This is a genomic window from Achromobacter sp. ACRQX, assembly GCF_022346505.1.
Classification (GTDB): Bacteria; Pseudomonadota; Gammaproteobacteria; order Burkholderiales; family Burkholderiaceae_B; genus Achromobacter; species Achromobacter animicus.
In genome coordinates this window covers 1-24,387 of the sequence record NZ_JAKRML010000025.1, presented here as the reverse complement: position 1 = coordinate 24,387, position 24,387 = coordinate 1, and the positions used below count along the sequence as shown (strand labels likewise).

Annotated in this window: 23 protein-coding genes; 10 read left to right on the top strand and 13 right to left on the bottom strand. The window is 67.8% G+C overall.

Features of this window, described 5'->3' with window-relative positions; all coding sequences use genetic code 11:
* Nucleotides 1–81: 81 nt before the first annotated feature.
* Both MHZ91_RS20305 and MHZ91_RS20300 read left to right on the top strand, forming a co-directional pair.
* The gene (locus MHZ91_RS20305; RefSeq protein WP_239215398.1) at nucleotides 82–615 is read left to right on the top strand and encodes an isochorismatase family protein; all 534 of its coding nucleotides are present in this window, start codon (nucleotides 82–84) and stop codon (nucleotides 613–615) included.
* 191 nt (nucleotides 616–806) lie between these two features.
* Entirely contained in the window at nucleotides 807–1,031 is a 225-nt protein-coding gene (locus tag MHZ91_RS20300; RefSeq protein WP_056321146.1) for a glycine zipper 2TM domain-containing protein, read from the top strand.
* A gap of 90 nt (nucleotides 1,032–1,121) precedes the next feature.
* On the opposite strand, the gene minE is transcribed toward MHZ91_RS20300, so the two are convergent.
* From minE to MHZ91_RS20280, 4 genes are all read right to left on the bottom strand, one after another.
* Nucleotides 1,122–1,379, bottom strand: a complete 258-nt coding sequence (gene minE, locus MHZ91_RS20295) for a cell division topological specificity factor MinE (RefSeq protein ID WP_006217654.1) — start codon at nucleotides 1,377–1,379, stop codon at nucleotides 1,122–1,124.
* 3 nt (nucleotides 1,380–1,382) lie between these two features.
* Nucleotides 1,383–2,198, bottom strand: a complete 816-nt coding sequence (gene minD, locus MHZ91_RS20290) for a septum site-determining protein MinD (RefSeq protein WP_008158705.1) — start codon at nucleotides 2,196–2,198, stop codon at nucleotides 1,383–1,385.
* A gap of 142 nt (nucleotides 2,199–2,340) precedes the next feature.
* A complete protein-coding gene (gene minC / locus MHZ91_RS20285) occupies nucleotides 2,341–3,297 on the bottom strand; it encodes a septum site-determining protein MinC (protein WP_239215397.1) in 957 nt (318 codons plus the stop codon).
* 160 nt (nucleotides 3,298–3,457) lie between these two features.
* The gene (locus MHZ91_RS20280) at nucleotides 3,458–5,224 is read right to left on the bottom strand and encodes a glutamine--tRNA ligase/YqeY domain fusion protein (protein WP_175123206.1); all 1,767 of its coding nucleotides are present in this window, start codon (nucleotides 5,222–5,224) and stop codon (nucleotides 3,458–3,460) included.
* A gap of 136 nt (nucleotides 5,225–5,360) precedes the next feature.
* Between MHZ91_RS20280 and MHZ91_RS20275 the strand changes: the two genes are divergently transcribed.
* Nucleotides 5,361–6,704, top strand: a complete 1,344-nt coding sequence (locus MHZ91_RS20275; RefSeq protein ID WP_239215396.1) for a cytochrome ubiquinol oxidase subunit I — start codon at nucleotides 5,361–5,363, stop codon at nucleotides 6,702–6,704.
* Nucleotides 6,701–7,756: a cytochrome d ubiquinol oxidase subunit II gene (locus MHZ91_RS20270; protein WP_239215395.1), complete on the top strand. Its 1,056-nt coding sequence runs from the start codon at nucleotides 6,701–6,703 to the stop codon at nucleotides 7,754–7,756. The genes MHZ91_RS20275 and MHZ91_RS20270 overlap by 4 nt, the downstream gene beginning before the upstream one ends.
* A gap of 65 nt (nucleotides 7,757–7,821) precedes the next feature.
* Here the strand turns inward: MHZ91_RS20270 and recQ are convergent, their stop codons facing one another.
* Nucleotides 7,822–9,651: a DNA helicase RecQ gene (gene recQ, locus MHZ91_RS20265; RefSeq protein ID WP_175123203.1), complete on the bottom strand. Its 1,830-nt coding sequence runs from the start codon at nucleotides 9,649–9,651 to the stop codon at nucleotides 7,822–7,824.
* Nucleotides 9,652–9,743: 92 nt separating this feature from the next.
* Nucleotides 9,744–11,081, bottom strand: coding sequence for a fimbrial protein (locus MHZ91_RS20260; protein WP_239215394.1), 1,338 nt, complete (start codon nucleotides 11,079–11,081; stop codon nucleotides 9,744–9,746).
* Nucleotides 11,082–11,300: 219 nt separating this feature from the next.
* Here MHZ91_RS20260 and MHZ91_RS20255 point away from each other — a divergent pair, with 219 nt between their 5' ends.
* The 5 genes from MHZ91_RS20255 to MHZ91_RS20235 all read left to right on the top strand — a co-directional run bounded on the left by MHZ91_RS20255 (nucleotide 11,301) and on the right by MHZ91_RS20235 (nucleotide 16,897).
* Complete coding sequence (locus tag MHZ91_RS20255) at nucleotides 11,301–12,002, top strand: response regulator (protein WP_008158717.1); 702 nt, start codon at nucleotides 11,301–11,303, stop codon at nucleotides 12,000–12,002.
* The gene (locus tag MHZ91_RS20250) at nucleotides 12,002–13,591 is read left to right on the top strand and encodes a sensor histidine kinase KdpD (RefSeq protein WP_239215393.1); all 1,590 of its coding nucleotides are present in this window, start codon (nucleotides 12,002–12,004) and stop codon (nucleotides 13,589–13,591) included. Before MHZ91_RS20255 ends, MHZ91_RS20250 begins: the two co-directional genes overlap by 1 nt.
* 129 nt (nucleotides 13,592–13,720) lie before the next feature.
* The gene (ruvB, locus tag MHZ91_RS20245; protein ID WP_175123201.1) at nucleotides 13,721–14,797 is read left to right on the top strand and encodes a Holliday junction branch migration DNA helicase RuvB; all 1,077 of its coding nucleotides are present in this window, start codon (nucleotides 13,721–13,723) and stop codon (nucleotides 14,795–14,797) included.
* A 103-nt stretch (nucleotides 14,798–14,900) separates the two neighbouring features.
* Nucleotides 14,901–15,866 carry a threo-3-hydroxy-L-aspartate ammonia-lyase gene (locus tag MHZ91_RS20240; protein ID WP_239215392.1) on the top strand — a complete coding sequence of 322 codons (966 nt, stop codon included), beginning with the start codon at nucleotides 14,901–14,903 and terminating at the stop codon, nucleotides 15,864–15,866.
* Between the two features lie 104 nt (nucleotides 15,867–15,970).
* On the top strand, nucleotides 15,971–16,897 hold the full coding sequence (locus tag MHZ91_RS20235) for a complex I NDUFA9 subunit family protein (protein ID WP_175123199.1): 927 nt from the start codon (nucleotides 15,971–15,973) through the stop codon (nucleotides 16,895–16,897).
* Nucleotides 16,898–16,906: 9 nt separating this feature from the next.
* Here the strand turns inward: MHZ91_RS20235 and ruvA are convergent, their stop codons facing one another.
* The 6 genes from ruvA to MHZ91_RS20205 form a co-directional block, all read right to left on the bottom strand.
* Nucleotides 16,907–17,479 carry a Holliday junction branch migration protein RuvA gene (gene ruvA / locus MHZ91_RS20230; RefSeq protein ID WP_239215391.1) on the bottom strand — a complete coding sequence of 191 codons (573 nt, stop codon included), beginning with the start codon at nucleotides 17,477–17,479 and terminating at the stop codon, nucleotides 16,907–16,909.
* Between the two features lie 128 nt (nucleotides 17,480–17,607).
* Nucleotides 17,608–18,156: a crossover junction endodeoxyribonuclease RuvC gene (gene ruvC / locus MHZ91_RS20225; RefSeq protein WP_142050713.1), complete on the bottom strand. Its 549-nt coding sequence runs from the start codon at nucleotides 18,154–18,156 to the stop codon at nucleotides 17,608–17,610.
* A complete protein-coding gene (gene purH / locus MHZ91_RS20220; RefSeq protein ID WP_239215390.1) occupies nucleotides 18,156–19,745 on the bottom strand; it encodes a bifunctional phosphoribosylaminoimidazolecarboxamide formyltransferase/IMP cyclohydrolase in 1,590 nt (529 codons plus the stop codon). The genes ruvC and purH overlap by 1 nt, the downstream gene beginning before the upstream one ends.
* A gap of 101 nt (nucleotides 19,746–19,846) precedes the next feature.
* Entirely contained in the window at nucleotides 19,847–20,086 is a 240-nt protein-coding gene (locus MHZ91_RS20215) for a helix-turn-helix domain-containing protein (protein ID WP_006217670.1), read from the bottom strand.
* Nucleotides 20,087–20,122: 36 nt separating this feature from the next.
* Entirely contained in the window at nucleotides 20,123–21,148 is a 1,026-nt protein-coding gene (gene dusB / locus MHZ91_RS20210) for a tRNA dihydrouridine synthase DusB (protein WP_175184421.1), read from the bottom strand.
* 116 nt (nucleotides 21,149–21,264) lie between these two features.
* Nucleotides 21,265–22,446: a UbiH/UbiF/VisC/COQ6 family ubiquinone biosynthesis hydroxylase gene (locus MHZ91_RS20205; protein ID WP_239215389.1), complete on the bottom strand. Its 1,182-nt coding sequence runs from the start codon at nucleotides 22,444–22,446 to the stop codon at nucleotides 21,265–21,267.
* Between the two features lie 78 nt (nucleotides 22,447–22,524).
* Here MHZ91_RS20205 and MHZ91_RS20200 point away from each other — a divergent pair, with 78 nt between their 5' ends.
* Nucleotides 22,525–22,989, top strand: a complete 465-nt coding sequence (locus MHZ91_RS20200; RefSeq protein ID WP_239215388.1) for an NINE protein — start codon at nucleotides 22,525–22,527, stop codon at nucleotides 22,987–22,989.
* An 18-nt stretch (nucleotides 22,990–23,007) separates the two neighbouring features.
* Here the strand turns inward: MHZ91_RS20200 and MHZ91_RS20195 are convergent, their stop codons facing one another.
* Nucleotides 23,008–24,321 (bottom strand): aminopeptidase P N-terminal domain-containing protein, encoded by a 1,314-nt coding sequence (locus MHZ91_RS20195; RefSeq protein ID WP_239215441.1) that lies wholly within the window; start codon nucleotides 24,319–24,321, stop codon nucleotides 23,008–23,010.
* Nucleotides 24,322–24,387: the final 66 nt, after the last annotated feature.

Genomic DNA, 24,387 nt, shown 5'->3' with positions numbered 1-24,387 from the left:
CTGAGATGTCAGACATCGGCCCGCGCGACATCACCGCCCCACAGCGTTATGCTGACCCCTTGCCCCCAGGAGTCCCCCACCATGCTGCTGTCCGCCTCCGATTCCACCCTGTTGATTGTCGACATGCAGGGCCGCCTGATGCCTGTCATCCACGAAGGCGACGCCGTGCTGAACGCCGCGCACAAGCTGGCGCAGGCGGCGCGGTTGCTCGATGTACCTGTCGTGGCCACCGAGCACCACAGCAAGATGCTGGGCGTCACCGTGGACCCGTTGCGCGAGCTGGTGCAGGCCACGTTCCAGAAGATGCACTTTTCGTCAGCGCGCGAACCAGGTTTCGACGACTGGCTGCCCGCCTCGCGCAAGACGGTGCTGGTGGCCGGCTGCGAGGCGCATATCTGCGTGCTGCAAACCGTGATCGGTCTGGTGCACCTTGGCTACAAGACGGTGCTTGTCGCGGATGCGGCCGGATCGCGCAAGCCGTCGGACCATCATGCCGCGCTGCGCCGCGCGCGCGCTCATGGCGCGGAGATCGTCACGACAGAGATGGCGATTTTCGAGTGGATGGAGACGTGCGAGCACCCGCGCTTCCGCGACGTGTTACGTCTGGTCAAATAGCCGCCGGCCCTTGCAACATCGTTCCCAGGGGAGTGCAAAAGTTCGCTCTCCCTTTGACACAATTCCTGGGTAAACCTAACACCGTGTCCCCGGATAATTTGCGATCCTGAAAGCTCTAAACCCCTAAAGGTCCGCTCGCTCGCATTTTGATTCTCCGGTGCGGCCCCGGGTAAAAGAATAGGAGCTACATCATGAAAATCGCATCGCTTTCCAAGATCTGTGCCGCTGTGGCGCTGGCTGCCACCATGGCGGGTTGTTCATCGTGGGATGGCATGAGCCATCGCCAGAAGAGCACCGTGGGGGGCGCCGCACTCGGCGGCGTCGCGGGTGCGGTGATCACTAACGGCGGCGTGCTCGGCACGGTCGGCGGCGCGGCGATCGGCGGTGTGATCGGCGACCAGGTCGGCAAGCGTTAAGCCTTCCTCGTCCCAAAAAGCAACGCCCGGCAATGCCGGGCGTTTTTTATGCGCAACGCGCGCCGGCAAGGCCGGCGCACAGCAGAGACGTCACGTCTCGTTTTGCGGCATTTCGATCTTCACTTCCAACACTTCCAGCGTGTCCTGGCGTTCCAGGTGCACCTTGATGTCTTCAGGATTGATCTTCACGTACTTGGAGATGACCGCGATCAGTTCCTGCTGAAGCTGCGGCAGGTAATCGGGCGAATCCCCGCGGCCACGCTCGTGGGCAAGGATGATCTGCAACCGTTCTTTGGCGACGGACGCGGAGGTCTTCTTTTGACCGAGCAGAAACGACAGGAAGGACATCGCTTACTTGCCTCCGAACAGGCGTTTCAGGAAACCCGGCTTTTCGTAGTCGGTAAAGCGCAGGGCCTTGTCTTCGCCAAGGTAACGGCTGACGACGTCCTTGTAGGCTTCCGAGACGTCGGTGTCTTTCAGGTGAATGGCCGGCAGGCCCTGGTTCGACGCCTGCAGCACGGCTTCCGATTCGGGAATCACGCCGATGAGCTTGATGCGCAGGATGTCCTCGATGTCGGTCAGCGACAGCATCTCGCCGTCGGACACGCGCTTGGGGTTGTAGCGGGTCAGCAGCAGGTATTCCTTGACCGGCTCGTCGCCCTCGACCGCGCGCTTGGACTTGGCGGCCAGGATGCCCAGGATGCGGTCCGAGTCACGCACCGACGAGACTTCCGGGTTGGTCACCACCAGCGCGTCATCCGCAAAATACGCGGCCATCAGCGCGCCGGTTTCGATGCCGGCGGGCGAATCGCAGACGATGTAGTCGAAACCCATTTCCTTCAGGTCATTGATGACCTTTTCCACGCCTTCCTGCGTCAGCGCGTCTTTGTCGCGCGTTTGCGAGGCGGGCAGGATGAAAAGGTTTTCAAGCTGCTTGTCCTTGATGAGCGCTTGCTTGAGGGTCGCTTCGCCCTGGATCACATTGACGAAGTCATACACCACGCGACGCTCGCAACCCATGATGAGGTCGAGGTTGCGCAGGCCGACGTCGAAGTCGATGACAGCGGTCTTGTGGCCCCGCATCGCGAGGCCCGCGGAAAAACTGGCGCTCGTCGTGGTTTTGCCCACGCCGCCTTTGCCGGAAGTCACCACAACAATGCGTGTCATGACGATCAAACCCTTATGTTCGAATAAATCGCGTTATCGTAAAGCAAAAAGCCCGTGTAAGGCTTCTTACAGGATGTGTTGAGATTTGAGCGGGCCGCGGCCGCGCCGCCGTCTCGCAGGATGCCGCGCCCCGGGCGCGGCATCAGGCCTTCAGCGCTTCGATGCGCAGCGTGTCGCCATCCAGGCGGACCAGCGCAGGCTGGTTCTGCAGCGTGCCATCGAGCTTGTCTTCGACCACGCGGTAGACGCCCGCGACGGCCAGCAATTCCGCATCCAGATGCGTCGTGAAGATGCGTGCCGACGTGTCGCCGCGCGCGCCGGCCATGGCCTTGCCGCGCAACGGACCGTAAACGTGCACGTTGCCGTCGGCGATGACTTCGGCGCCCTGGCTGACCATGCCGATCACCACCAGATCCGTATGCCGTGCGTAAACGCGCTGGCCCGAGCGCAGCGGCCGCGTGACCACCAGCGCCGACGACGAGTGCGGGGCGGCGGCCGTCGGGCTGGGCGCGGACGTGGTGCTGCTGGCCGCGCGGGCGGGCAGGGGATCGGCGTCGGCTGCGGGCTTTTCGGCCTGCGTATCGGCCTGCGCTTCGGCCTTTGCATCGGCAACGTCAGCGGCCGCCGTCTTGTCCTGCGCCGCGGTATCGGCGGCAGACGTCTGCGCGGCAAGCGCCGACGTGTCGGTGGGTGCGGGCGCGATCTCGACGGCGGCGGCCGGCACGGACGGCACGGGCGTCGCGACGTCGTTCGGCGGCGCGGTGTCCACCACAGGGGCGGGTCGCGCGGCAGGCGTGGACAGTTCGACCGGGGTCAGGCCGGCATCGCGCGCGGCTTGCAAATTGGCGCCTTCGGCCACCACGCCGATCGGAGGCAGGTTGTGGCCGCGCAGCGACGCGACCAGCGCCGGCCAGTCGATCGTCTCCTCGACCCGGCTGGCGTCGATGACGACGGGCTCGTTTTCAAAGAAGCTGCCGGCATCCGCCATGCGCTTGGCCAGCGCTGCGTTCAGGCGGTCGGGATCGGCGCTATGCAAAACCACCCGGATGGCATACAGGGTGGCGCTCTTGAAGTCCAGGGCTAGGGATTCAGTGTTCATCTTGATTGTGGCTGGCGGTCCGGGCGGCGGAAAACGGCGCGCGCAACCGGCTGCGGGATGTCGGGGATGATAACCCGCCGGGGGCGGCCTGCGCCGGGCGCAGGGCGAAAGAAAAAGGCGCCACAAGGCGCCTTTTCCCGGTATTGCGCACGCGGGCGCGTCAGCCTTGCACCCACGAATCGCGCAGGGTCACGATGCGGTTCAGCACCGGCGCGTCGGGCGTCGAGTCCTTCAGGTCAGCCGTGAAGTAGCCCAGGCGCTCGAACTGCCAGGTCGCGCCCGGCGTGGCCACCGTGCCCGGTTCCAGCCAGGCCGTGACGGTCTGCTTGGAGTTGGGGTTCAGGCAGGCCAGGAAGTCCTTGTCGCCGCCGTCCGGACGCGGATCCGCGAACAGGCGGTCGTACAGGTGGATCTGCGCGGGCACCGCGTGCGCCGCGCTGACCCAGGTGATGTTGCCCTTGACCTTGACGCTGTCCGCGCCCGGGGTGCCGCTCTTGGTGTCGGGCAGGTATTCGGCCTGCACTTCGACGACCTCGCCGGCCTCGTTCTTGGTGAAGCCGGTGCAGCGCACGACATAGCCGTACTTCAGACGCACCGTGTTGCCCGGGAACAGGCGGAAATACTTCTTGGGCGCTTCCTCGCGGAAGTCGTCGCGCTCGATCCACAGCTCGCGCGACAGCGGGAACTCGCGCACGCCGGCTTCGGGGTCGTGCGGATTGCGCGGCGCGGTGCAGGTCTCGGTCTGGCCTTCCGGGTAGTTGGTGATGACCAGCTTGATCGGGTCCAGCACGGCCACCGAGCGGGCGGCGATGGGGTCCAGGTCGTCGCGCACGGCCTGTTCGAGCAGGCTGTAGTCGATGCGCGAATCGGACTTGGAGACGGCGGTGCGGTCGCAGAACAGGCGGATCGACGCGGGCGTGTAGCCGCGGCGGCGCAGGCCGAAGATGGTGGGCATGCGCGGGTCGTCCCAGCCGTCCACATGGCCTTCCTTCACCAGCTGCAGCAGCTTGCGCTTGCTGGTGACGACGTAGCTCAGGTTCAGGCGGGCAAATTCGTACTGGTGCGGCAGCGGCTGGGCCAGCTTGCCCAGTTCGGCCAGGCGCGTCAGGATCCAGTCGTAGAACGGGCGCTGATCTTCAAACTCAAGCGTGCAGACGCTGTGCGTGATGCCTTCCAGCGCGTCTTCCACCGGGTGCGCCCAGCTGTACATCGGGTAGATGCACCACTGGTCGCCGGTGCGATGGTGCGTGGCGTGGCGGACGCGATACATGACCGGGTCGCGCAGGTTGATGTTGGGCGACGCCATGTTGATCTTGGCGCGCAGCACCAGGCTGCCGTCCGGATGCTTGCCGTCGCGCATTTCGCGCAGCAGCGCGATGGACTCGGCGGCCGGGCGGTTGCGCCAGGGCGAATCCGTGCCGGGTTCGGTCAGCGTGCCGCGGTTGGCGCGGATTTCTTCCGCGCTCTGTTCGTCGACGTAGGCGTGGCCGGCTTCGACCAGGGCTTCGGCAAACTCATACATATAGCCGAAGTAGTCGCTGGCGAAGTACAGGTTCTCGCGGCCGTCGGCCTTCCAGTCAAAGCCCAGCCAGTGGACGGCCTCGATGATGGCGTCGACGTATTCCTGGTCTTCTTTCTCGGGGTTGGTGTCGTCGAAACGCAGGTGACAGACGCCGCCGAAGTCGCGCGCCAGGCCGAAGTTCACGCAGATGCTCTTGGCGTGGCCGATGTGCAGGTAGCCGTTGGGCTCCGGCGGAAAACGCGTGCGGATGCGCGCCGGGTCCGCGTCTCCCTGCTGCTGCATGGCCGCCGGGCCAGGCTTGCCCGCCCAGCGCTTGCCCTGGAAGCGGTTGGCTTCGAGGTCGTCTTGGACGATGTTGAGCAGGAAGTTTGATGCGGCGGGGGTCGGCGTCGGGGCGGTGGTCATTCTTGAAAGAATAGGAAAAAGCAGCGACAAAGCGTCAATTTTGCCACGTTCCGCAGCGCGGCCATTTTTGCCACGCCTTCAACCGGTTTCGATCGGCCCCCATAGTCATGTAACTGGCTCTACACTACGGGCCATTATGGATATCTCGACCCTATCCCTGGCCCGGGCGCAGTTTGTGGCCAGCCTTAGCTTCCTGGCGCTTTTCCTAGCCGTCTCTCTGGCGCTGGCCTGGGTGCTGCTGTTCTTCAAGATCCGGGCCCGGTGGTCCAGCCACGGTGGCTGGACGGCGGCCTACCGCTTCTGGGTCCGCATCTTTGCGCTGTCCTTCGTGTTGACGCTGGCCGCCAGCGTGCCCGTCCTGATCCAGATCGGCAGCCTGTGGGCGGGCCTGATGGACAAGATCGGCAACGTGGCCGGTCCGCTGCTGGGTTACGGCATCCTGTCCGTCTTCATCCTCAAGTCCTGTTTCCTGGGCGTCATGCTGTTCGGCCAGCGCCGCGTGTCCGATGGCGCGCACACGCTGGCCGTCCTGATGGTGGCGGCCGGGCAGCTCGTCGCCGTGTTCTGGGTGCTTGCCCTGCAATCGTGGATGCAGACGCCGGACGGCGCGCTGCTGGTCGACGGCCGCTACCAGGTCTATGACTGGCACAAGGTCGTGCTCAATCCCTCGGTCGGCTGGCGCATGGCCGTGGTGATGGTCGGCGCGGCGCTGGCCGCCTCGTTCCTCATGATGGGCGTGACCGCGCTGCAGGCGTTGCGGCGGCCGCTGGGCGAGGGCGAGCGCAGCGCGTTCAAGACGGCGCTGGTGGTGGCCGTGGTGGCCGCGTTCCTGCAGGTGCCCGTGGCGACCGGCGCGGGTCAGATGATGGCCAAGCTGCAACCGGCCAAGGCCGCGGCCGCGGCGGGCTTCTGGGAAAGCGGGCCCGTGCCGCAACTGGTGCTGTTCGGCTGGCCCGACGCGCGCGGGCACGTCAACGAAGGCGATCTCACAATCAACAACGCCGGCGGCATGTGGCTGCATCGCAATGCCGACGGCACCTACCAGGGCCTGGACAAATATTCGGGCATGCTGCCGCCGGTGGCGCTGACCTTCTGGTCGCTGCGCGTGGCCGTCGGTCTGGGGCTGCTGATGCTGGGCGTGGCGTGCGTGACCTTCCTGTGGACGTTCCGGCGCGGCATGGACCCGTCGGTCCTGCCGCCGTGGTGGCAGCGGGTCCTGTGCGGCATGATGTTCTCCGGCGGCATTGCCGTGGTGGCCGGCTGGTGGGTCTCCATCATCGGGCTGCAGCCTTTTGTCGTGAACGGCACCGTTACGCAATCCGAGGTCCTGGGCTCCGTGCCCTCCAGCACCGTGCTGTACGGGCTGGCCGGCTACGGACTGCTGTACGCGCTGCTGCTGGCCGCGTTCGCCGGCATGCTGTTCCATGCGGCGCGCTACGGCGTCGTGCCTGTGCGCAAGCTGAGCGGAGGTGCGCCATGATCGCCATGCTGGCTGCGTCGCAAGGCCTGAGCCCCGACGATCCTTCGTTCTGGATGCCGCTCGCCTTCATGGCGCTGCTGTTTGTCGTGATTGCCGCGGGCATGGTCCTGGACGGCTTCGACCTCGGCGTGGGCATCCTGCTGCAGATCGCGCCGGAACACGAGCGCGGGCGCATGATGAGCCTGCTCAGCCCGTGGCGCGACGCCAACGAGTTCTGGCTGCTGCTGGGCATGGGGCTGTTTGCGGCGGCTTTCCCGTTCGCCTGGGGCGCCGTGCTGGGCAAACTTTATGGGCCGCTGACGTTCATGGTGCTGGGCGTGGTGCTGCGCAGCGTCGCCTTCGAATTCCGCATCCGCGCCCGCAACGAAATGAAGCCGCGCTGGATCTTCGCATTCTGGATCGGCTCGGTCATCACCGCGTTCGGCCAGGGCACGCTGCTTGGCCGCATCGCCACGGGCTACCAGTCCGACGCGGGTTATGGCTGGTTTGCGATGTTCGTGGGCCTGTGTGCGGTGGCCGCGTACGTGTTGCTGGGCGCGTCGTGGCTGGTCATGCGTGTCGAGGGCGACCTGCAGCGCCGCGCGGCCAACTGGGCGCGCCACGCCATCCGCTGGACCGCCGTGGGCATGGTGTCGATCGCGGTCACGCTGGGCCTGGCCAACGCCGGCATCTTCTACAAGTGGAGCAACATTGCCCACCTGAGCCTTGCGGCGTCGGTGTGGGTGCTGATGCTGGCCGGCTTCGTGGCCGCGGAAATGCTGCTGGCGCGGCTGCCGGGCCGCGCCGACCGCTTCAGCTGGCTGCCTTTCGTGCTGACGGTGGCGCTGTTTCTGCTGATGCTGAGCGGACTGGCGTACAGCCTGTTCCCGTACCTGATCCTGGACGACATGACGCTGTGGGACGGCGCGGGCGCGCTAGGCTCGATGCGGCTCGTGATGGCGGGCGCCGTCGTGGGGATTCCGATGGTGCTGGTGTTCAACATCCTGGCGTACCGGTCGGTCTTCGGCAAGGAGCGCCGCCCCGTGCCGCTGCTGCCGCCGCCGTCGTACTAAGCGATTCAAGGCGGGGCGGATTGCCGGACCGGCATTCCGCCCGGGCTTCTGGTGCTGTCCGGGCGCTACAGCACCGGCCGCGCCACCCGCTGCAGGATTTCTTCGCCGTAGGCTTCCAGCTTGCGGGCCCCCACGCCGTTGATGTGGCTCAGTTCGTCCATGGACTCGGGCTGCGCCAGCGCGATCTCGCGCAGCGTGGCGTCGTGGAAGATCACGTAGGCAGGCACGCCGTGGCTCTTGGCGACTTCGCCGCGCCAGGCGCGCAGTGCCTCGAACACGGGCTGCAGTTCGGCCGGCAGGTCGATCGCCGCCGCCTTGGGCCGTCCGCTGCCCGTCTTGCCGGAACGCGGCTTCTTTTCGGATTCGCGCCGCAGCATGAGCTGGTGCTCGCCCTTGAGCACCGCGCGGCTGCCTTCGGTCAGGGCCAGCGTGCCGAAGCCTTCGTTGTCCACGGTCAGCAGGCCCTGCGCCAACAGTTGGCGCAGCACACCGCGCCACGCGGTGTCGGAGAGGTCGGCGCCCACGCCGAACACGCTGAGCGACTCGTGGCCATGCTGCTTGGTGCGGTCGGTGACCTTGCCGCGCAGGATGTCGATAATGTGGCCGGCGCCGTAGCGCTGGCCGCGTTCTTTCCAGAGCCGGTACACGGCTGACAGCACTTTCTGCGCCGCCACCGTGCCGTCCCACGCCTGCGGCGGATCCAGACAGACGTCGCAATTGCCGCAGGCGGTGATCTGCTGCCCAAAGTAAGCCAGCAGCCGCACGCGCCGGCATTCCACCGTTTCGCACAGGCCCAGCATGGCGTCGAGCTGCTGGCCCAGGCGCCGGCGATAGGATTCGTCGCCGGGCGATTCGTCGATCATGCGGCGCTGCTGCACCACGTCTTGCAGGCCATAGGCCAGCCAAGCCGTGGCGGGCAGGCCATCGCGGCCGGCGCGGCCGGTTTCCTGGTAGTAGCCTTCGACGGACTTGGGCAGGTCGATGTGGGCCACGAAGCGCACGTCGGGCTTGTCGATGCCCATGCCGAACGCAATGGTGGCAACCATGACCACGCCGTCCTCGCGCAGGAAACGGGACTGGTTTGCCGCCCGGATCTGGGGGCTGAGGCCCGCGTGGTACGGCATCGCATCGATGCCCTGATTGCACAGGAATTCGGCCGTTTCTTCGACCCGGGCGCGCGACAGGCAGTACACCACGCCGGATTCGCCTTCGTGCTCGGTGCGGATCATGTCCAGCAACTGCTTGCGCACCTCGTTCTTTTCGACGATGCGGTAGCGGATGTTGGGACGGTCGAAGCTCGAGACGAAATGGCGCGCTTCATCCAGGGACAGGCGCTGCGCGATCTCGGTGCGGGTGACGGCGGTGGCGGTGGCCGTGAGCGCGATGCGCGGCACGTCGGGCCAGCGCTCGTGGAGCATGGACAGGCCCAGGTATTCGGGCCGGAAGTCATGACCCCATTGCGACACGCAGTGCGCTTCGTCGATGGCGAACAGGGCGATGCGGCCGCGGTCCAGCAATTGCAGGCAGCGGTCGGTCAGCAGGCGTTCGGGGGCGACGTAGAGCAGGTCGAGCTCGCCATCCAGAAAAGCCTGTTCAACTTCGCGCGCCACCCGCCAATCCTGCGTGGAATTCAGGAACGCCGCGCGCACGCCCAGTTCGGTCAGCGCGTCGACCTGGTCCTGCATCAGCGCGATCAGGGGCGACACGACGATGCCGGTGCCTTCGCGCACCAGCGAGGGGATCTGGTAGCAGAGCGACTTGCCGCCGCCCGTGGGCATGAGAACGAGCGCGTCGCCGCCGCCGATCACCTGTTCGACAATGGCTTGCTGGTCGCCGCGGAAGGATTCGTAACCGAAAACGCGCTGCAACACGCCGAGGGCGCGCGCGTCAGACATGGGGGTAGGCCGGAAGCATCATGGCAGCGATTTTAAGCCCCAAATCCCGGCCGCCCGTTCCGGAGGGAGATTTTGGCCACGCTATCCGGCACTTACCAGCTGAGCCAGGTGCCGCGCATGAAGGTGTCGACCGGCATGCTCAGGTTGGCGCGCCAGCCGTAGTCGCCCGTCACGATGTCGCGGTCGGCGCCGACGGCCAGCTTGACCTTCGGAGCGACGAACATGCTGTGGGACAGGCCCACGCGCTGTTCGGCCAGGACCGAGCCTTCGCGCAGCCCGGAATACGTGCCGCTCAGCGTGCCCCAGCCGGACAACGGGACGCCCGCCGATACGGTATTGCGCGTCTGGGCCGTGGACGCGACGCCGTCGGAATAGGTGGACAGGTCGCCGTAGCCCGCACCGATCTGCTCGTTGGTGTAGCCCAGCGTCACCGTGTCGGCCACGTCGATGCTGTAGCCGAAGCGGTAGCGGTAGCCGCTGGCCGCATCGAAGGTGCTTTGCGTGGCGCCGGCCCGGAAGGTGCCGAATTCGCCGGCGTTGTACGTGGTGCCCACGCCGCGCGTGGTCAGGGACGGGGCGCTCTGCATCTGGCCTTCGACCGTCACCACCGGCGTCAGCCCGTAGCGCACGCTGCCGCTGCCGACGGACGCGCCGTAGTCCACGGCGCCGGACTTGGCGGCCGGGTCCATCAGGTTCAGTTTGCCCACCGATGACGAGTAGCCGAAGCTGCCCTCGGGCAACGTGGCGCCGCTGCCGCCCCAGTTGGCGATCTGCAGCCCGCCCACCGGCGCGCCGCTGCCCCACGCGGGCGCATTCGGATTGACGTTGCCCACGGTGAGGGAAGGGCCGACGGTGTTGTTGTAGACCCAGTTGCGGCTGCCGCCATAGCGCAGGCCATCCAGTCCGCCGACGGACGAGAACCAGGGGCGCGAGGGGCGCGAAACCCCGGAAATCACCACCACGGGTATTTTCGGGAGATCGCCGTCTTCCAGTGCAAACGAGTAGTCCGGGGGGATGTCGACGGCGGAAGCCGGCGTTGCCAGGGGATCGCAGGACAGCGGGACCGTCGGCGCGTTGCCCGTCAGGCCCATGCCGGTGCCGGGGATGAAGCCTTCGGCCGGGTCGTCAGCGCCATCGCGCACCGTGGTGTCCATGCCGGGTTCCGTCGCGTGCAGGTCGCACGGCGTCGGGTCCAGCGGCACGGCCCGATCTTCCAGCGACGGGGCGGGGCGCACCGGCAGAGATTGAACCGGCGAGAGCACGCCGATGCCGCGCGCCACGCGCGTGACGTCGCCCGCCGGGGGCGGCGTCCAAGTAAAAGGGGGCACGTCGGGCTCGTCACCAAAAGCGGGCGCCAGCGGCCAGGCCAGGCCCGCCGTCAGCGCCGCGTGCAACAGCCCTCTGCGCCAGGGGTTAGCTGTGGCGGCCATGGGGACAGTGTAGGGAGCACCCTGCCGGGCATCTGTAAACGATCTTTAGGAAAGTCCACGAAGGGCGGCAGGCGAAGCGACATTCTAGGGCCAGTTCGGGGGCGAGGGGACCCCCGTTGCAAAAAGCCCGACACATCATCCGTACATCGTGCAACGGGTATATTTCAGATGATTTCCCGCCCCTTGCGGGCGACGGCGACGCGCCGCACTATGACGCCCATGGACAATTCCCACACCAAGCTGCTGGTCGTCGACGACGATCCGGCGCTGCGCCAATTGCTGGCCGACTACCTGAACCGGCATGGCTACGACACTTTGCTTGCCCCGGACGCGACCGACCTTTCCTCGCGCATTACCCGTTACGCGCCCGATCTGCTGGTGCTCGACCGCATGCTGCCCGGCGGCGACGGCGCCGATGCCTGCCGCCGCCTGCGCGAGCAGGGCGAGGACATTCCCGTCATCCTGCTGACCGCGCGCGACGAAGCCGTGGACCGCATCATCGGCCTGGAGGCCGGCGCCGACGACTACGTCGGCAAGCCCTTCGATCCCCGCGAACTGCTGGCCCGCATCGAGGCCGTGCTGCGCCGCAAGCGCGGCCCGTCCGCGCTCACCAAGGACGCGCCGGTCTCGTTCGGCCCATTTGTGTTCGATCCGTCCACGCGTCAGCTGTCCCGCGACGGCACCGTCGTCAAGCTGACGGGCGGCGAGATCAACCTGCTTGAAGCCCTGGTGCGCAACGCCGGCAAGCCGCTGTCGCGCGAACGCCTGCTGGCGCTGGCCCGCGACGACGACGCCGGCGAGCGCAACGACCGCGCGATCGACATCGCGATCCTGCGCCTGCGCCGCGTCATCGAAGACGATCCCAAGCAGCCGCGCTGGATTCAGACCGTCTGGGGCATCGGCTACCGGTTCTCGCCCTGATGCGCTTTTCCCCCGGCATTCTGGTGCCCCGCTCGCTGCGGGCGCGGCTGATCCTGCTGATCCTGGGATCCGTCCTGCTGACGCAGGCCGCCACGTTGGTGACCGTGTCGTACTTCCGGCACAAGTTCATGGAAGACGTGGCCATCGGCTACATCGTCACCACCATCCGCACGCTGCGGGCCGCCGTGTCCCAGGTGCCGGCCGAAGACCGCGCCGATTTTGTGCGGGCCGCGTCGCAGAACCAGTGGCGGTTGTGGTCGCGTGTGCTGCCCGCCGAAGCCAAGCTGCAGCGCTTCAACGGCCGCCGTCCGCCACCGCCACGCGCCGCGCCGCGCCCGCCGCCTCCACCGCCGCCGTCCTCCCAGGATTCCCAATTTCACGGGCCGCCGCCGCCCCCGCCGCCCGAAGTCCGCGACGACGAGCGCGACACGCACGCCGCCCAGGCCGACGGGCGCGGCGACGCGCAGCGCACCGGCGACGGGGCCCGCGACCGCGAGGAGTCCAACCGCCGCTACAAGCCCGAGCCCGACGATATCCGCCGCGATCTGCGCGTGCTGGTTCAGCAACTCAACGAACGCCTGAACGACGGCACGCGCGTGGCGCTGTCGCGCGGCCCAACGCCGGAAATCTTCATCTCGCTGGCGCCCAACCCGGCCACCGAAGACGCGCCGCGGCTGCGCGAGTGGCTGGTCATTCCGCTGGAACGGCTGGACCCGCCCGTGGCCACGCCCTTCATCGCCGCTTGGCTTGGCGGTCTGGGCCTCCTGCTGCTCCTGGCCGTGGGCTTTTCGTGGCACATCACGCGGCCGATCACGCGCCTTGCCGATGCCGCGGACCAGTTGGCCGCCGGCCAGCCGCAGCGCGTGGAGCCCTCGGGGCCGCATGAAACCCGCGTGCTGGGCGAACGCTTCAATGCCATGCTGGACGCGCTGTCCGAGTCCGACTCGGTGCGGCGCACGCTGCTTTCCGGGCTGCCGCATGACTTGAAGGGCCCGCTGTCGCGCATGTGGCTGCGCGTTGAAATGGCCGACGATTCCACGCTGAAGGAAGGCCTGCGCACCGACCTGCGCGACATGCAGCACATGGTGGATCAGTTCATCGGCTTCGTGCGCGGCACCGACCCGGCGGCCTACCGCTATGCGCCCATCGTGCTGGCCGAATGGCTGACCGAGCGCGTGGGCGCCTGGCAGGGCGCCGGCACCGCCATCGGCCTGGACACCGCCCAGGATGCCAGCGGGGCGGTGGTGCAGGCCGACGCCGTGGCGTTGGGCCGTCTGCTGGACAACCTGATCGGCAACGCGCTGAACCACGGCGCGCCGCCGGTGGACATCGCGCTGCGCCGCGAAGAAGGGCACGCGGTGCTGGACGTGGCCGACCACGGCCCAGGCATCGTGCCCGAACGCCGCCTGGAGGCCTTGCGGCCGTTCAGCCGGCTGGACGACGCGCGCACCCGCACGGGCAGCGTGGGCCTGGGCCTGGCCCTGGCCGAGGCCATCGCGCGGGCGCACGGCGGATCGCTCGAACTGCGCGAGGCCGAATCCGGCGGCCTGTGCGTGCGCGTGCGTCTGCCGCTGTCGCAGGCCGCCTGACCGCAGGCCGCCTGATCGCAGGCCGCCTGATCGCAGGCCGCCTGCCCGGCGTGTCCTCGGGGCGGCCCCAGGGCGGGCCGGGCTACGGTACGATTCATCCTGCTTCGTCCTCTGCCCGTACCCCGCACCATGGCCATCCAGTCCGATTCGCTTTCCTCCCGTCCCGACGCCCCTCGCATCGTGGCGCCGCAGCCGGTGTCGCCCAACGAGGAGTCGATCGAACGCGCGTTGCGGCCCAAGGCGTTACAGGAGTACGTCGGGCAGCAGCGCGCCCGCGAACAGCTCGAGATCTTCATCGCCGCGGCCAAAAAGCGCGGCGAGGCCCTGGATCACGTCCTGCTCTTCGGCCCGCCGGGCCTGGGCAAGACCACGCTCGCGCACATCATCGCCCACGAAATGGGCGTGCAGTTGCGCCAGACCTCAGGCCCGGTCCTCGAACGCCCGGGCGACCTGGCCGCGCTGCTGACCAACCTGGAAAAGAACGACGTCCTCTTCATCGACGAAATCCATCGCCTGTCGCCCGTCGTCGAGGAAATCCTCTACCCCGCGCTGGAAGACTTCCAGATCGACATCCTGATCGGCGAAGGCCCGGCCGCGCGCAGCGTGAAGCTGGATCTGCAGCCCTTCACGCTGGTAGGCGCCACGACGCGTGCCGGCATGCTGACCAATCCGCTGCGCGACCGCTTCGGCATCGTCTCGCGGCTCGAGTTCTACAACGCTGCCGATCTCGGCCACATCGTGACGCGCAGCGCGGGCTTGTTGAACGCCGTCATCACGCCGGACGGCGCGGCCGAGGTGGCGCGCCGCGCGCGCGGCACGCCGCGTATCGCCAACCGGCTGCTGCGCCGGGTGCGCGATTACGCCGAGGTCAAGGCGGGCGGCACGATCGACGCCGACGTCGCGGGCCGTGCGCTTGCCATGCTGGAAGTCGATCCGCAAGGGCTGGACCTGATGGACAGGAAGCTGCTCGAAGCCATCGTCCACAAGTTCGATGGCGGCCCGGTCGGCGTGGACAGCCTGGCCGCTGCCATCGGCGAAGAGCGCGACACGATCGAGGACGTCATCGAGCCGTACCTTATCCAGCACGGCTACCTGCAACGCACGCCGCGCGGGCGCACCGCCACGCTGACCACGTGGCGCCACCTGGGCCTGGCGCCGCCTGCGGGCACCGCCACCGGCGGCAGCGGCGACCTCTTCGGCAAATAATCCGCGCCACGCGCCGTCATGCCAACGGGCGGCGCGCAAACCGCGCGACGGGTTTATGATCCGAGGGTTTCGTTTCCCCCTCGCGATCTAAGGACCTTATTCCATGCAGCCCGAATTGCCCTTCTATGATGACGTCGTGCGCGCCAGCGAGCGCCTGGCCGGCAACGCACACCGCACGCCCGTCCTGACCTCGGCCACCGCCGATGCCATCGCCGGCGCGTCGCTGTTCTTCAAGTGCGAGAACTTCCAGCGCATGGGCGCGTTCAAGTTCCGGGGCGGCTACAACGCCATCGCGCGCCTCACGCCCGAGCAGCGTGCCGCCGGCGTGGTGACGTTCTCGTCGGGCAATCACGCGCAGGCCATCGCGCTGGCCTCGAAGCTGCAAGGCGTTCAGGCCACGATCATCATGCCGCTGGACGCGCCCGCGGCCAAGCGCGCGGCCACGGAAGGCTACGGCGGCAAGATCGTCACGTACGACCGCTACACCGAAGACCGCGAGACCATCGCCCGTCGCATCCAGGCCGAAACCGGCGCCACGCTGATCCCGCCGTACGACCACGAGGACGTGATCGCGGGGCAGGGCACCGCCGCCAAGGAGCTGTTCGAGGAAGTCGGCGAACTGGACTACCTGTTCGTGTGCCTGGGCGGCGGCGGCCTGCTGTCGGGCTCGGCCCTGTCCGCCTTCGCGCTCAGCCCCCGCTGCCTGGTGTACGGCGTCGAGCCCGAAGCCGGCAACGACGGGCAGCAGTCCTTGCGCAAGGGTGAAATTGTCCGAATCCCCGCGCCCAAGACGCTGGCCGATGGCGCCGCCACCACGCACCTGGGCAACATCACGTTCCCCCTCATCCAGAAGTACGTGCGCGACATCGTCACGGTGACGGATGAACAGCTCGTCACGACCATGAAGTTCTTTGCCGAGCGCATGAAGATGGTCGTGGAACCCACGGGCTGCCTGGCCGCGGCGGCCGTCATGCAGAACGTGGTGCCGGTGCGCGGGGCCCGGGTCGGCGTCATCATCAGCGGCGGCAACGTCGACCTTCCGGCCTACGCCCGGCTGCTGGCGGGCTGACGCGCATCAAGCGGCGCGCGCGGCGTGCGCCCTGCGCGCGCTTGCGCCTGCCGACCTGGCAAGGCAGAATCGAACCTCGATCCTGACGAACCGGAGGCTACGCCATGCGTATCCTTGTCATTGGCGGCACGGGCTTCATCGGCCGCCACTTGGTAGCACGGCTTTGCGCGGACCCGCATCAGATCGTCGTGCCCACGCGGCTCATTGCACGCGGACGCGACCTGCAATTACTTCCCACCGTCACGCTGCTTCAGGCGGACATCCATGATGACGCCGCGCTCGACGGCATGGTCCGGGGCTGCGATGCCGTCGTGAATCTGGTGGGCATCCTGCATGGCAATCTGGGCCGGCCATATGGGTCGGACTTCGCGCGGGCCCACGTGCATCTGCCGCAGCGCATTGCGCAGGCCTGCGTGCGCCACGGCGTGCGTCGCCTGCTGCACGTCAGCGCGCTGGGCGCCGATTCCAGCGGCGACAGCATGTACCAGCGCTCCAAGGGCGACGGCGAGGCCGCCATCAAGGCGGCCTACCAAGACCGCGGCGATATCGGCTGGACCATCTTCCGCCCGTCGGTGCTTTTCGGCCCCGACGACAACTTCACCAATATGTTCGCGTCGCTGGCGCGCTGGCTGCCGGTATTGCCGCTGGCTGGCGCCAACGCGCGCATGCAGCCCATCTATGTGGGCGACGTGGTGACCGCCATGACGACGGCGCTGGCCGACTCGCATACCTGCGGCAAGACCTACGAACTGGGTGGACCGCAGGTCTACACGCTGGGCGAGATCGCGCGGCTGTGCGCCGCCTGGAGCGGCCATCCGCGTCCCGTCATCAGCATCCCGATGGGGGTGGGTCGCATGCAGGCCCGGCTGTTCGAATGCATGCCGGGCACGCCGCTGATGTCGCGCGACAATCTGGATTCCCTGCGCCGCGACAACGTATGCGGCGGGCCGATCGCCCCCGAGCTGCATGTGGTGCCCACGGGGCTGGAAGCCGTGGCGCCGCGCTACCTGCAGCACGGCAAGACGGCCTAGCGCGATTACTCAGCGCACCAGCGCCTTCAGCGCCTGCTTGATGCCGTCGGACACGCCCACGCCCTCGGGCAGCGTCTTCAGGGCCGACAGCGATTCCTTCTCGGAGTAGCCCAGCGCCAGCAGGGCATTCAGGATGTCGGACTGGTTGTCGTGCGTGACGTGCGCCGCGGCGCCAATGTCCGCGCCCAGCTTGCCGCGCATCTCCAGCAGCAGGCGTTCCGCGGTCTTCTTGCCGATACCCGGCACGCGGGTCAGACGGCCCGACTCCTGCAGCGTGATGGCCTGCGCCAGATCCGAGACCGACAAACCCGACAGCACCGACAGCGCGGTTCGCGCCCCGATCCCGCTGACCTTGATGAGCTCGCGGAACGCGCTGCGCTCGCCTGCCGACGCAAAGCCATACAGGATGTGCGCGTCTTCGCGCACGGTCAGGTGCGTGTAGAGCGTGACGCGCGCGCCCGTGTCGGGCAGCGAATACAGCGTGCTCATGGGCACGTCGATGTCATACCCGATTCCGCCCACGTCCACGCAGATCGTGGGGGGCAGTTTTTCGATCAGGGTTCCGGTGATTCTTCCGATCATGGTGAGAGGCCTGGCAATGGTGGAGCCGCGCAATGCGCGGCAGATGCGGGGATTCTATACGTGCGGGCGCGCGAGCGGGCGGGGCCGCGTAGGCGTGATGTGACGCAGCGAAAAAGGGAATGCGGGGATCAGCCGATCAGCCGGCCGTTGCGGATGCGGGTCTTGCCGCCCATGCGCAGCGCGCTGCCCAGGCGTTCCAGCTTGTCCTGCAGCGGACCCACGTGCGCGTGGCAGATCGCGCAGGCCAGCGCGTCGGCCGAGTCGGGGGCGGGCACGCCGTCCAGCGCCAAGAGATGCTGCACCATCATCTGCACCTGCTCTTTCGCCGCGCGGCCGGTGCCGACCACGGCTTTCTTGATCTGCAGGGCGGTGTATTCGTGCACGTCGAGCGAACTGTCGGCCAGCGCGCACAGCGCCGCGCCGCGCGCCTGCCCGAGCAGCAGGGTGGAAGCGGGATTGGTGTTCAGGAAGACGATTTCCAGCGCGGCCACGTCGGGTTGCGTGTCGCGGGCCACCTGGCGCAGATTGTCCAGGATGACCTTCAGGCGTTCGGACAGCGTCAGCGCCGGCGGGACCACGATGGTCCCGCTGGCCACGTAACGCAGCCGCGAGCCTTCGGCATCGATCACACCGAAGCCGGTGCGGCGCAGGCCGGGATCGATGCCGAGGACGCGCATCAGTGGCGGAAGTGGCGGGTGCCGGTCAGCACCATGGCGATGCCGTGCTCGTCGGCGGCGGCGATGACTTCGTCATCGCGCACGCTGCCGCCCGGCTGGATCACGCAGGTCGCGCCCGCCGCCACCACGACGTCCAGGCCGTCGCGGAACGGGAAGAACGCGTCGGACGCCACGGCCGAGCCCTTCAAGGTCAGGCCGGCGTTTTCCGCCTTGATCGAGGCGATGCGGGCCGAGTCGATGCGGCTCATCTGGCCGGCGCCCACGCCCAGCGTCATGCCGCCGCCCACGAACACGATGGCGTTGGACTTGACGTACTTGGCGACCTTCCAGGCGAACGACAGGTCGTTCATTTCCTGTTCGGTGGGCTGTCGCTTGGTGACGACCTTCAGGGCGTCGCGCGGCACGTTGTAGGCGTCCGGCGTCTGCACCAGCCAGCCGCCGCCCACGCGCTTGATGTCGAAGGCGTTCTGGCCCGTGCCCATCGGCACTTCCAGCACGCGCACGTTCTTCTTGGCGGCCAGGATGGCCAGCGCGGCGCCGTCGTAGGCCGGGGCCAGCAGCACTTCCAGGAATTGCGCGCTGACGGCTTCGGCGGTCGCGGCGTCAACCGGGCGGTTGAAGGCGATGATGCCGCCAAAGGCCGACGTCGGGTCGGTCTTGAAGGCTTGCTGGTACGCGCCCAGCGTGTCGGTGGCCACGGCCACGCCGCACGGATTGGCGTGCTTGACGATGACGCAGGCGGGCGCCTCGAAGCTGCGCGCGCATTCCCACGCCGCGTCGGCGTCGGCGATGTTGTTGTAGGACAGTTCCTTGCCCTGCAGCTGGCGGTAGTTGCCCAGCAGGCCCGCCGGACGCTGCGCGTCGACGTAGAAGGCGGCGCTTTGATGCGGGTTTTCGCCGTAGCGCAGGGCTTGTTCCTGCTTGACCTGCAGCGTCAGCGTGCCGGGCCATTCGTTGCGGGCGGGCACGGCTTCCTGCACGGGTTCGGCTTCGGTCAGGCTGGTCAGGTAGGCGGCGATGGCGCCGTCATACGAGGCCGTGTGGGCGTAGACCTTGGCGGCCAGCGCCAGGCGCAGGCCGTAGGAGGTCGAGCCGCCCTTGTCCATTTCGGCCAGGACGCGCGAGTAGTCGACCGGGTCGATCACGACCGTCACGCCGCCGGCTTCGGTGCCGTGGTTCTTGGCGGCAGCGCGCAGCATGGCGGGGCCGCCGATGTCGATGTTCTCGACGGCGTCGGCAAACGCGCAGTCGGGCTTGGCGACCGTCTCACGGAACGGGTACAGGTTGACCACCAGCATGTCGATGCGATCGATGCCAGCCGCCTTGATCGTGTCCATGTGCTCGGCGCTGTCGCGGCGGGCCAGCAGGCCGCCGTGGATCTTCGGGTGCAGCGTCTTCACGCGGCCGTCCAGGATCTCGGGCGAGCCGGTGTGGGCGGCCACTTCGGTGACGGTCAGGCCGGAATCGGCAAGCAGCTTGGCGGTGCCGCCGGTCGACAGCAGGCGCACGCCACGCGCGGCCAGGGCGCGGGCAAATTCAACGATGCCGGTCTTGTCGGACACCGAAAGCAGGGCGGTTTCGATTTTCATGATGGGACGGAGTGGGGCGGGGACGCCTTTCTCGTTCTGGTCGGATGGGAAATCTGGAGGGGGCGGCGGCGCCAAGCATGCGCCGCCCGCGCGGGGGAAAGCTAAACCTGGATATTGTGCGCCAGCAACTTCTTGCGCAGGGTGTTGCGGGTGATGCCCAGCATCTCGGACGCCCGGGACTGGTTGCCGCCCGACCGCTCCAACGCTACTTCAAGCACCGGGCGCTCCACGCAGCGCATGACCATGTCCCACATATCGTGGGGCTCGGACTCGCCCAAGTCTTCGAAATAGCGCTCCAGGCTGGCGCGCACGCATTCTTCCAGGACATCTTTCTTGCTCATTTGAGTACAGATATTTTTATGTTGGTGTTTAGGCGGTCATGCCGCCAATAGGGCTTCTGCGGCCGGCGCCGGGGTAGGGGCGCCGTCGCGTGAGAGCGTGTCGAACCAGTCCGCCACCGCCCGCCATTGGTCGCGGGTGTTGTCGATCAGGTTCATGCCGGCGCAGAACGAATCCGCGCCCGGCAGGCCGTCCACATACCAGCCTATGTGCTTGCGCGCGGTGCGTACGCCGGTGTGCTCGCCATAGAAACGGTAGTGGTCGTCGAGATGTTCGAGCAGCAGCTCGCGCATTTCCCTATAAGAGGGAGGGGCCAGTGTTTCGCCCGTGCGCAGGTAGTGGTCGATTTCGCGGAAGATCCACGGACGGCCCTGGGCCGCCCGGCCAATCATGACCGCGTCGGCGCCAGTGTAATCCAGGACATGCCGGGCTTTGGCGGGCGAGTCGATATCTCCGTTCGCAATCACGGGGATGCCGATTTCGGCCTTGACGGCGCGGATGGTGTCATATTCCGCCTCGCCCGTATAGAGGTCGGCCCGCGTGCGGCCGTGCAGCGTGAGGGCGGCAATGCCGGCGTTTTCAGCCAGCTTCGCGACGCGCAATGCATTGCGGCTGTTGCGATCCCACCCGGTGCGGGTCTTCAGGGTGACGGGCACGCCAAGTGGCGCGCAGGCGGCGACCACCGCGTCCAGGATGCGGACGATCAGGTCTTCATGGCGCAACAGCGCCGATCCCGACGCCACATTGCACACCTTCTTGACCGGACATCCCATGTTGATGTCGATGATCCGGGCGCCCTTGTTGGCGTTGAAGACGGCCGCCTCGGCCATCATGGCGGGGTCCGCCCCGGCGATCTGCACCGAAATGGGGGCGATCTCGCCGTCGTGGTTCAGGCGGCGCGACGTCTTGACGCTGTCCCAGAGTTTCGGGTTGCTGGCGGCCATCTCGGACACCGCGTAACCCGCCCCCAGCTTCTTGCAAAGCTGGCGGAAAGGACGATCCGTCACGCCCGCCATGGGCGCGACAAGAACGTTGTTGGGAAGGGTCCATTGGCCTATGCGCATGCTCACATTTTAACCGGCTCGATCGAACCCCCATTTTTGGGGCGAGAGGGCCTGGTAACAAACAGGGAATAACAGAGGGCGATCCCGCCCCTATGCGGGGCCGGATCGAAGGGAGGTCAGGCGCGGAAACCCTGCAGCAGGTGCTGCGCGAGCGGGGCGCGCAGCGGGGAGGCAAGGTCCATTCCCAAGAGCGCGGCGCCGCAGGCGTGTTCGACGGGCGCGAGGCGGGTGGCGAAGATGCGCGGCATGAAATCGGTGAGCCCGGCGGTGATGAAACGATCCAGATGGCGCGCGCTGGCGAATTCGGCGAGCGCGGGGCCGGGGTTTGAGCCGGCGTTGGCAGCGCGACTCGCCAGCCAGCCCGCCAGGGTCTGCGCCAGCCGCGCCGCATCGCGCAGGCCCAGGTTCAGACCCTGCCCCGCCACCGGGTGCAAGGTCTGGGCCGCGTTGCCGATGGCCGCCACGCGGCCGTGCACCTGTGCGCGGCGGGCGGACAGCGCCAGCGGGAAAACGTGGCGGGGCGCATGGCTGGACAGACGGCCCAGGCGTTCGCCGAAGGCCTGCGTCAGTGCGTGGGAAAACGCGGCGTTGTCCAGCGCCGCCAACTCGGCCGCGCGGTCCGGCGCGCTGCACCAGACGACCGAATAGGCGTCCGGCGTCTGCGGGTGCGGCAGCAGCGCCAGCGGGCCCTCGGACGTGAACCGTTCCCAGGCCCAGCCGCGCCGGGGCAGGGTGGCCTGCGCGGTGGTCAGCACGGCGTGCTGGTCGTAGTCGCGCCGCACATCCGTGGCGCCGGCGCCGTCGGATTGCACCGCAACGCCGCAAAGGATTTGTGTTTCGCCCTGCTGGATGCGCACGCCGTCGGCATCCTGGAGGCCGATCTGCGCCGGCGGACCGGCCAGCACGGTGACGCCGGACGCCGCGACGCATTCGTCCAGCTTGGCGTACAGCCCGGAATAGGCCACCACGCTGCCCAGTTGGGGCACGTTGAAATCGGTGTGCTGGATCAGCGTGCGGCCCAACCGGCCGCGCTGCGACACATGGATGTTGCGGATGTCGGCCGAGCGTTCGGGCCAGGCATGCAGCGACTCCAGCAGCACCCGGCTGCCGTGGTTCATGGCGAGCACGCGCGGATCTGCGGCCGGGATGGCCGCGGCCGGCGTGACGGGGACCGGTGCGCTGCCCGCGAGCAGGGCGATGCGCGCCGGATCGGGCGCCACGCGCGCCAGCATCAGGGCCAATACGCGGCCCACGGGGCCGGCGCCAAGAATCGCAATGTCGTAGGCGGAGGAAGTCATGCCCGGATTTTACTCGTCCACTACAATCGCGGCAGCCGCCGCAGCCCGGCGCCACGGCTCCCTTACCGGTTGATTGACATGACGCAGGCTCAGGCTTCCTCTTCGCTTTCCGCCGTATCCGCCCGCCGCCCCCGCAGCAAGGTTGTGGTGGGGCTGCTGGCCTGCCTGCTTGGCGCCTTCGGGGCGCATTGGTGGTATCTGGGCCGGCGCCACGCGTGGCTGGTCACCGCGTTCGCCGCCGTGTGCCTGTTCTGCGCATTCCGCTTCTACCCGGTCTGGTACGACAACCCCGCGTTCTTCCTGCTCTTCATCCCGATGATCGACGGCTTCATCGAAAGCGCCGTCTACTCGCTGATGCCGGACGAGAAATTCGATCGGCTCTGCAATCCGGGCTTGGACAAGGTGTCGTCGACAGGTTGGGGCCCGGTGCTGGTGGCGATCCTGGCCTGCCTGGTCGGCGCCATCGTCACCATGTTCGCTATCGCCATGGTCGTGGTCTACGTGTGGGTGGCCATGGGCTGGCTCGACGGCTACGTGCTGTAAGTCTTTTGCTCCGCCGCGCTATTCGCGCATCAGCGCCTCGATCTCGGTGGCCTGCACCGGGACGCCTCGGGTAATCAGTTCGCAGCCTTCGTCCGTGACCAGCGCGTCGTCCTCGGTGCGGATGCCGATATTCCAGTAGACCTCGGGCACGTCGTCCGCCGGGCGCACATAGATGCCCGGCTCGATCGTCAGCATCATCCCGGTTTCCAGCGTGCGCCACGGCCGCTCCGCGCCGGTTGCCGTGCCCGGCTGGCGGTAGTCGCCCACGTCGTGGACGTCCAGCCCCAGCCAGTGGCCGGTCCGGTGCATGTAGAAGCGGCTGTAGTCGCCCGATTCCAGCACGCCGTCCAGCGACCCCTTCAACAGTTTCAGATCGAGCATGCCTTGCGCCAGGACGCGCAAGGCGGCCTCGTGCGCGTCGTTGAAGGTGCGGCCCGGCGCGGTGGCCTGGGCCGCAGCATCCTGCGCCGCCACCGTCAGGTCGTACAGCGCGCGCTGCGGGCCGCTGTAGCGGCCGTTCGCCGGAAATGTGCGCGTGATGTCGCTGGCGTAGCTGTCGACCTCGCAGCCCGCATCGACCAGTACCAGATCGCCGTCGCGCAGCACCGCCTCGCCGGCCGGATAGTGCAGCACACAGGCGTTGGCTCCGGCGGCGACGATGCTGTTGTACGCCACCGACTGCGCGCCATGCCGGCGGAATTCATAGAGCAGCTCGGCTTCGATTTCGTACTCGCGCATGCCTGGCCGCGCAACGCGCATGGCCCGCGCGTGCGCGCCCGCCGATATCTTGGCCGCGCGCCGCATCGCCGCGATCTCCGAGGCGTCCTTGATCAGCCGCATGTCGGCCAACAGCGGACGCACGTCCTGCTGCCGCGTCGGCGGGGTGTGTCCGCCACGGCTCTTTTCCTGCGCGGCGGCCAGCCAGCGGCGCAGGCGGCCATCCGTGCGCTTGTCGCCGGCCAGCGGCGCGTACAGCGTGGGGTGGTCCAGCATCAGCGCGGGCACCAGCTCGTCCAGCGCGTCGATGGGGTGGGCGTCGTCAAAGCCGAAGTAGGCCGCGGCAGCCTCGGGGCCGAAGCGCTTGCCTTCCCAGAGTTCATGCTCGACATGGCGCGGCCGGCAGAACAGCACGGCCCGGTCGGTGGCGCCGGCAACCAGGACCAGCCACGCGTCCGGTTCGGTAAAGCCGGTCAGGTAAAAAAAGTCGCTGTCGTGCCGGAAGGGGTATTCCGCGTCGCGGTTGCGGATGGCTTCCTGCGCCGTCGCCAGGATCGCGATGCCGCCGCGCAGGAAAAGAGCCGTGGCGGACACACCCCGCCGACGCGGCAGCAGGACGTGCGTCCGCTGTTGGCCGACATGCGGCTGATCAAGGACGCCTCGGAGATCGCGGCGATGCGG

Bases quoted from the DNA above. Each gene is read 5' to 3' on its own strand.
- MHZ91_RS20305 (WP_239215398.1), top strand. From the start codon at position 82: ATGCTGCTGTCCGCCTCCGATTCCACCCTGTTGATTGTCGACATGCAG.
- MHZ91_RS20300 (WP_056321146.1), top strand. From the start codon at position 807: ATGAAAATCGCATCGCTTTCCAAGATCTGTGCCGCTGTGGCGCTGGCT.
- minE (WP_006217654.1), bottom strand. From the start codon at position 1,379: ATGTCCTTCCTGTCGTTTCTGCTCGGTCAAAAGAAGACCTCCGCGTCC.
- minD (WP_008158705.1), bottom strand. From the start codon at position 2,198: ATGACACGCATTGTTGTGGTGACTTCCGGCAAAGGCGGCGTGGGCAAA.
- minC (WP_239215397.1), bottom strand. From the start codon at position 3,297: ATGAACACTGAATCCCTAGCCCTGGACTTCAAGAGCGCCACCCTGTAT.
- MHZ91_RS20280 (WP_175123206.1), bottom strand. From the start codon at position 5,224: ATGACCACCGCCCCGACGCCGACCCCCGCCGCATCAAACTTCCTGCTC.
- MHZ91_RS20275 (WP_239215396.1), top strand. From the start codon at position 5,361: ATGGATATCTCGACCCTATCCCTGGCCCGGGCGCAGTTTGTGGCCAGC.
- MHZ91_RS20270 (WP_239215395.1), top strand. From the start codon at position 6,701: ATGATCGCCATGCTGGCTGCGTCGCAAGGCCTGAGCCCCGACGATCCT.
- recQ (WP_175123203.1), bottom strand. From the start codon at position 9,651: ATGTCTGACGCGCGCGCCCTCGGCGTGTTGCAGCGCGTTTTCGGTTAC.
- MHZ91_RS20260 (WP_239215394.1), bottom strand. From the start codon at position 11,081: ATGGCCGCCACAGCTAACCCCTGGCGCAGAGGGCTGTTGCACGCGGCG.
- MHZ91_RS20255 (WP_008158717.1), top strand. From the start codon at position 11,301: ATGGACAATTCCCACACCAAGCTGCTGGTCGTCGACGACGATCCGGCG.
- MHZ91_RS20250 (WP_239215393.1), top strand. From the start codon at position 12,002: ATGCGCTTTTCCCCCGGCATTCTGGTGCCCCGCTCGCTGCGGGCGCGG.
- ruvB (WP_175123201.1), top strand. From the start codon at position 13,721: ATGGCCATCCAGTCCGATTCGCTTTCCTCCCGTCCCGACGCCCCTCGC.
- MHZ91_RS20240 (WP_239215392.1), top strand. From the start codon at position 14,901: ATGCAGCCCGAATTGCCCTTCTATGATGACGTCGTGCGCGCCAGCGAG.
- MHZ91_RS20235 (WP_175123199.1), top strand. From the start codon at position 15,971: ATGCGTATCCTTGTCATTGGCGGCACGGGCTTCATCGGCCGCCACTTG.
- ruvA (WP_239215391.1), bottom strand. From the start codon at position 17,479: ATGATCGGAAGAATCACCGGAACCCTGATCGAAAAACTGCCCCCCACG.
- ruvC (WP_142050713.1), bottom strand. From the start codon at position 18,156: ATGCGCGTCCTCGGCATCGATCCCGGCCTGCGCCGCACCGGCTTCGGT.
- purH (WP_239215390.1), bottom strand. From the start codon at position 19,745: ATGAAAATCGAAACCGCCCTGCTTTCGGTGTCCGACAAGACCGGCATC.
- MHZ91_RS20215 (WP_006217670.1), bottom strand. From the start codon at position 20,086: ATGAGCAAGAAAGATGTCCTGGAAGAATGCGTGCGCGCCAGCCTGGAG.
- dusB (WP_175184421.1), bottom strand. From the start codon at position 21,148: ATGCGCATAGGCCAATGGACCCTTCCCAACAACGTTCTTGTCGCGCCC.
- MHZ91_RS20205 (WP_239215389.1), bottom strand. From the start codon at position 22,446: ATGACTTCCTCCGCCTACGACATTGCGATTCTTGGCGCCGGCCCCGTG.
- MHZ91_RS20200 (WP_239215388.1), top strand. From the start codon at position 22,525: ATGACGCAGGCTCAGGCTTCCTCTTCGCTTTCCGCCGTATCCGCCCGC.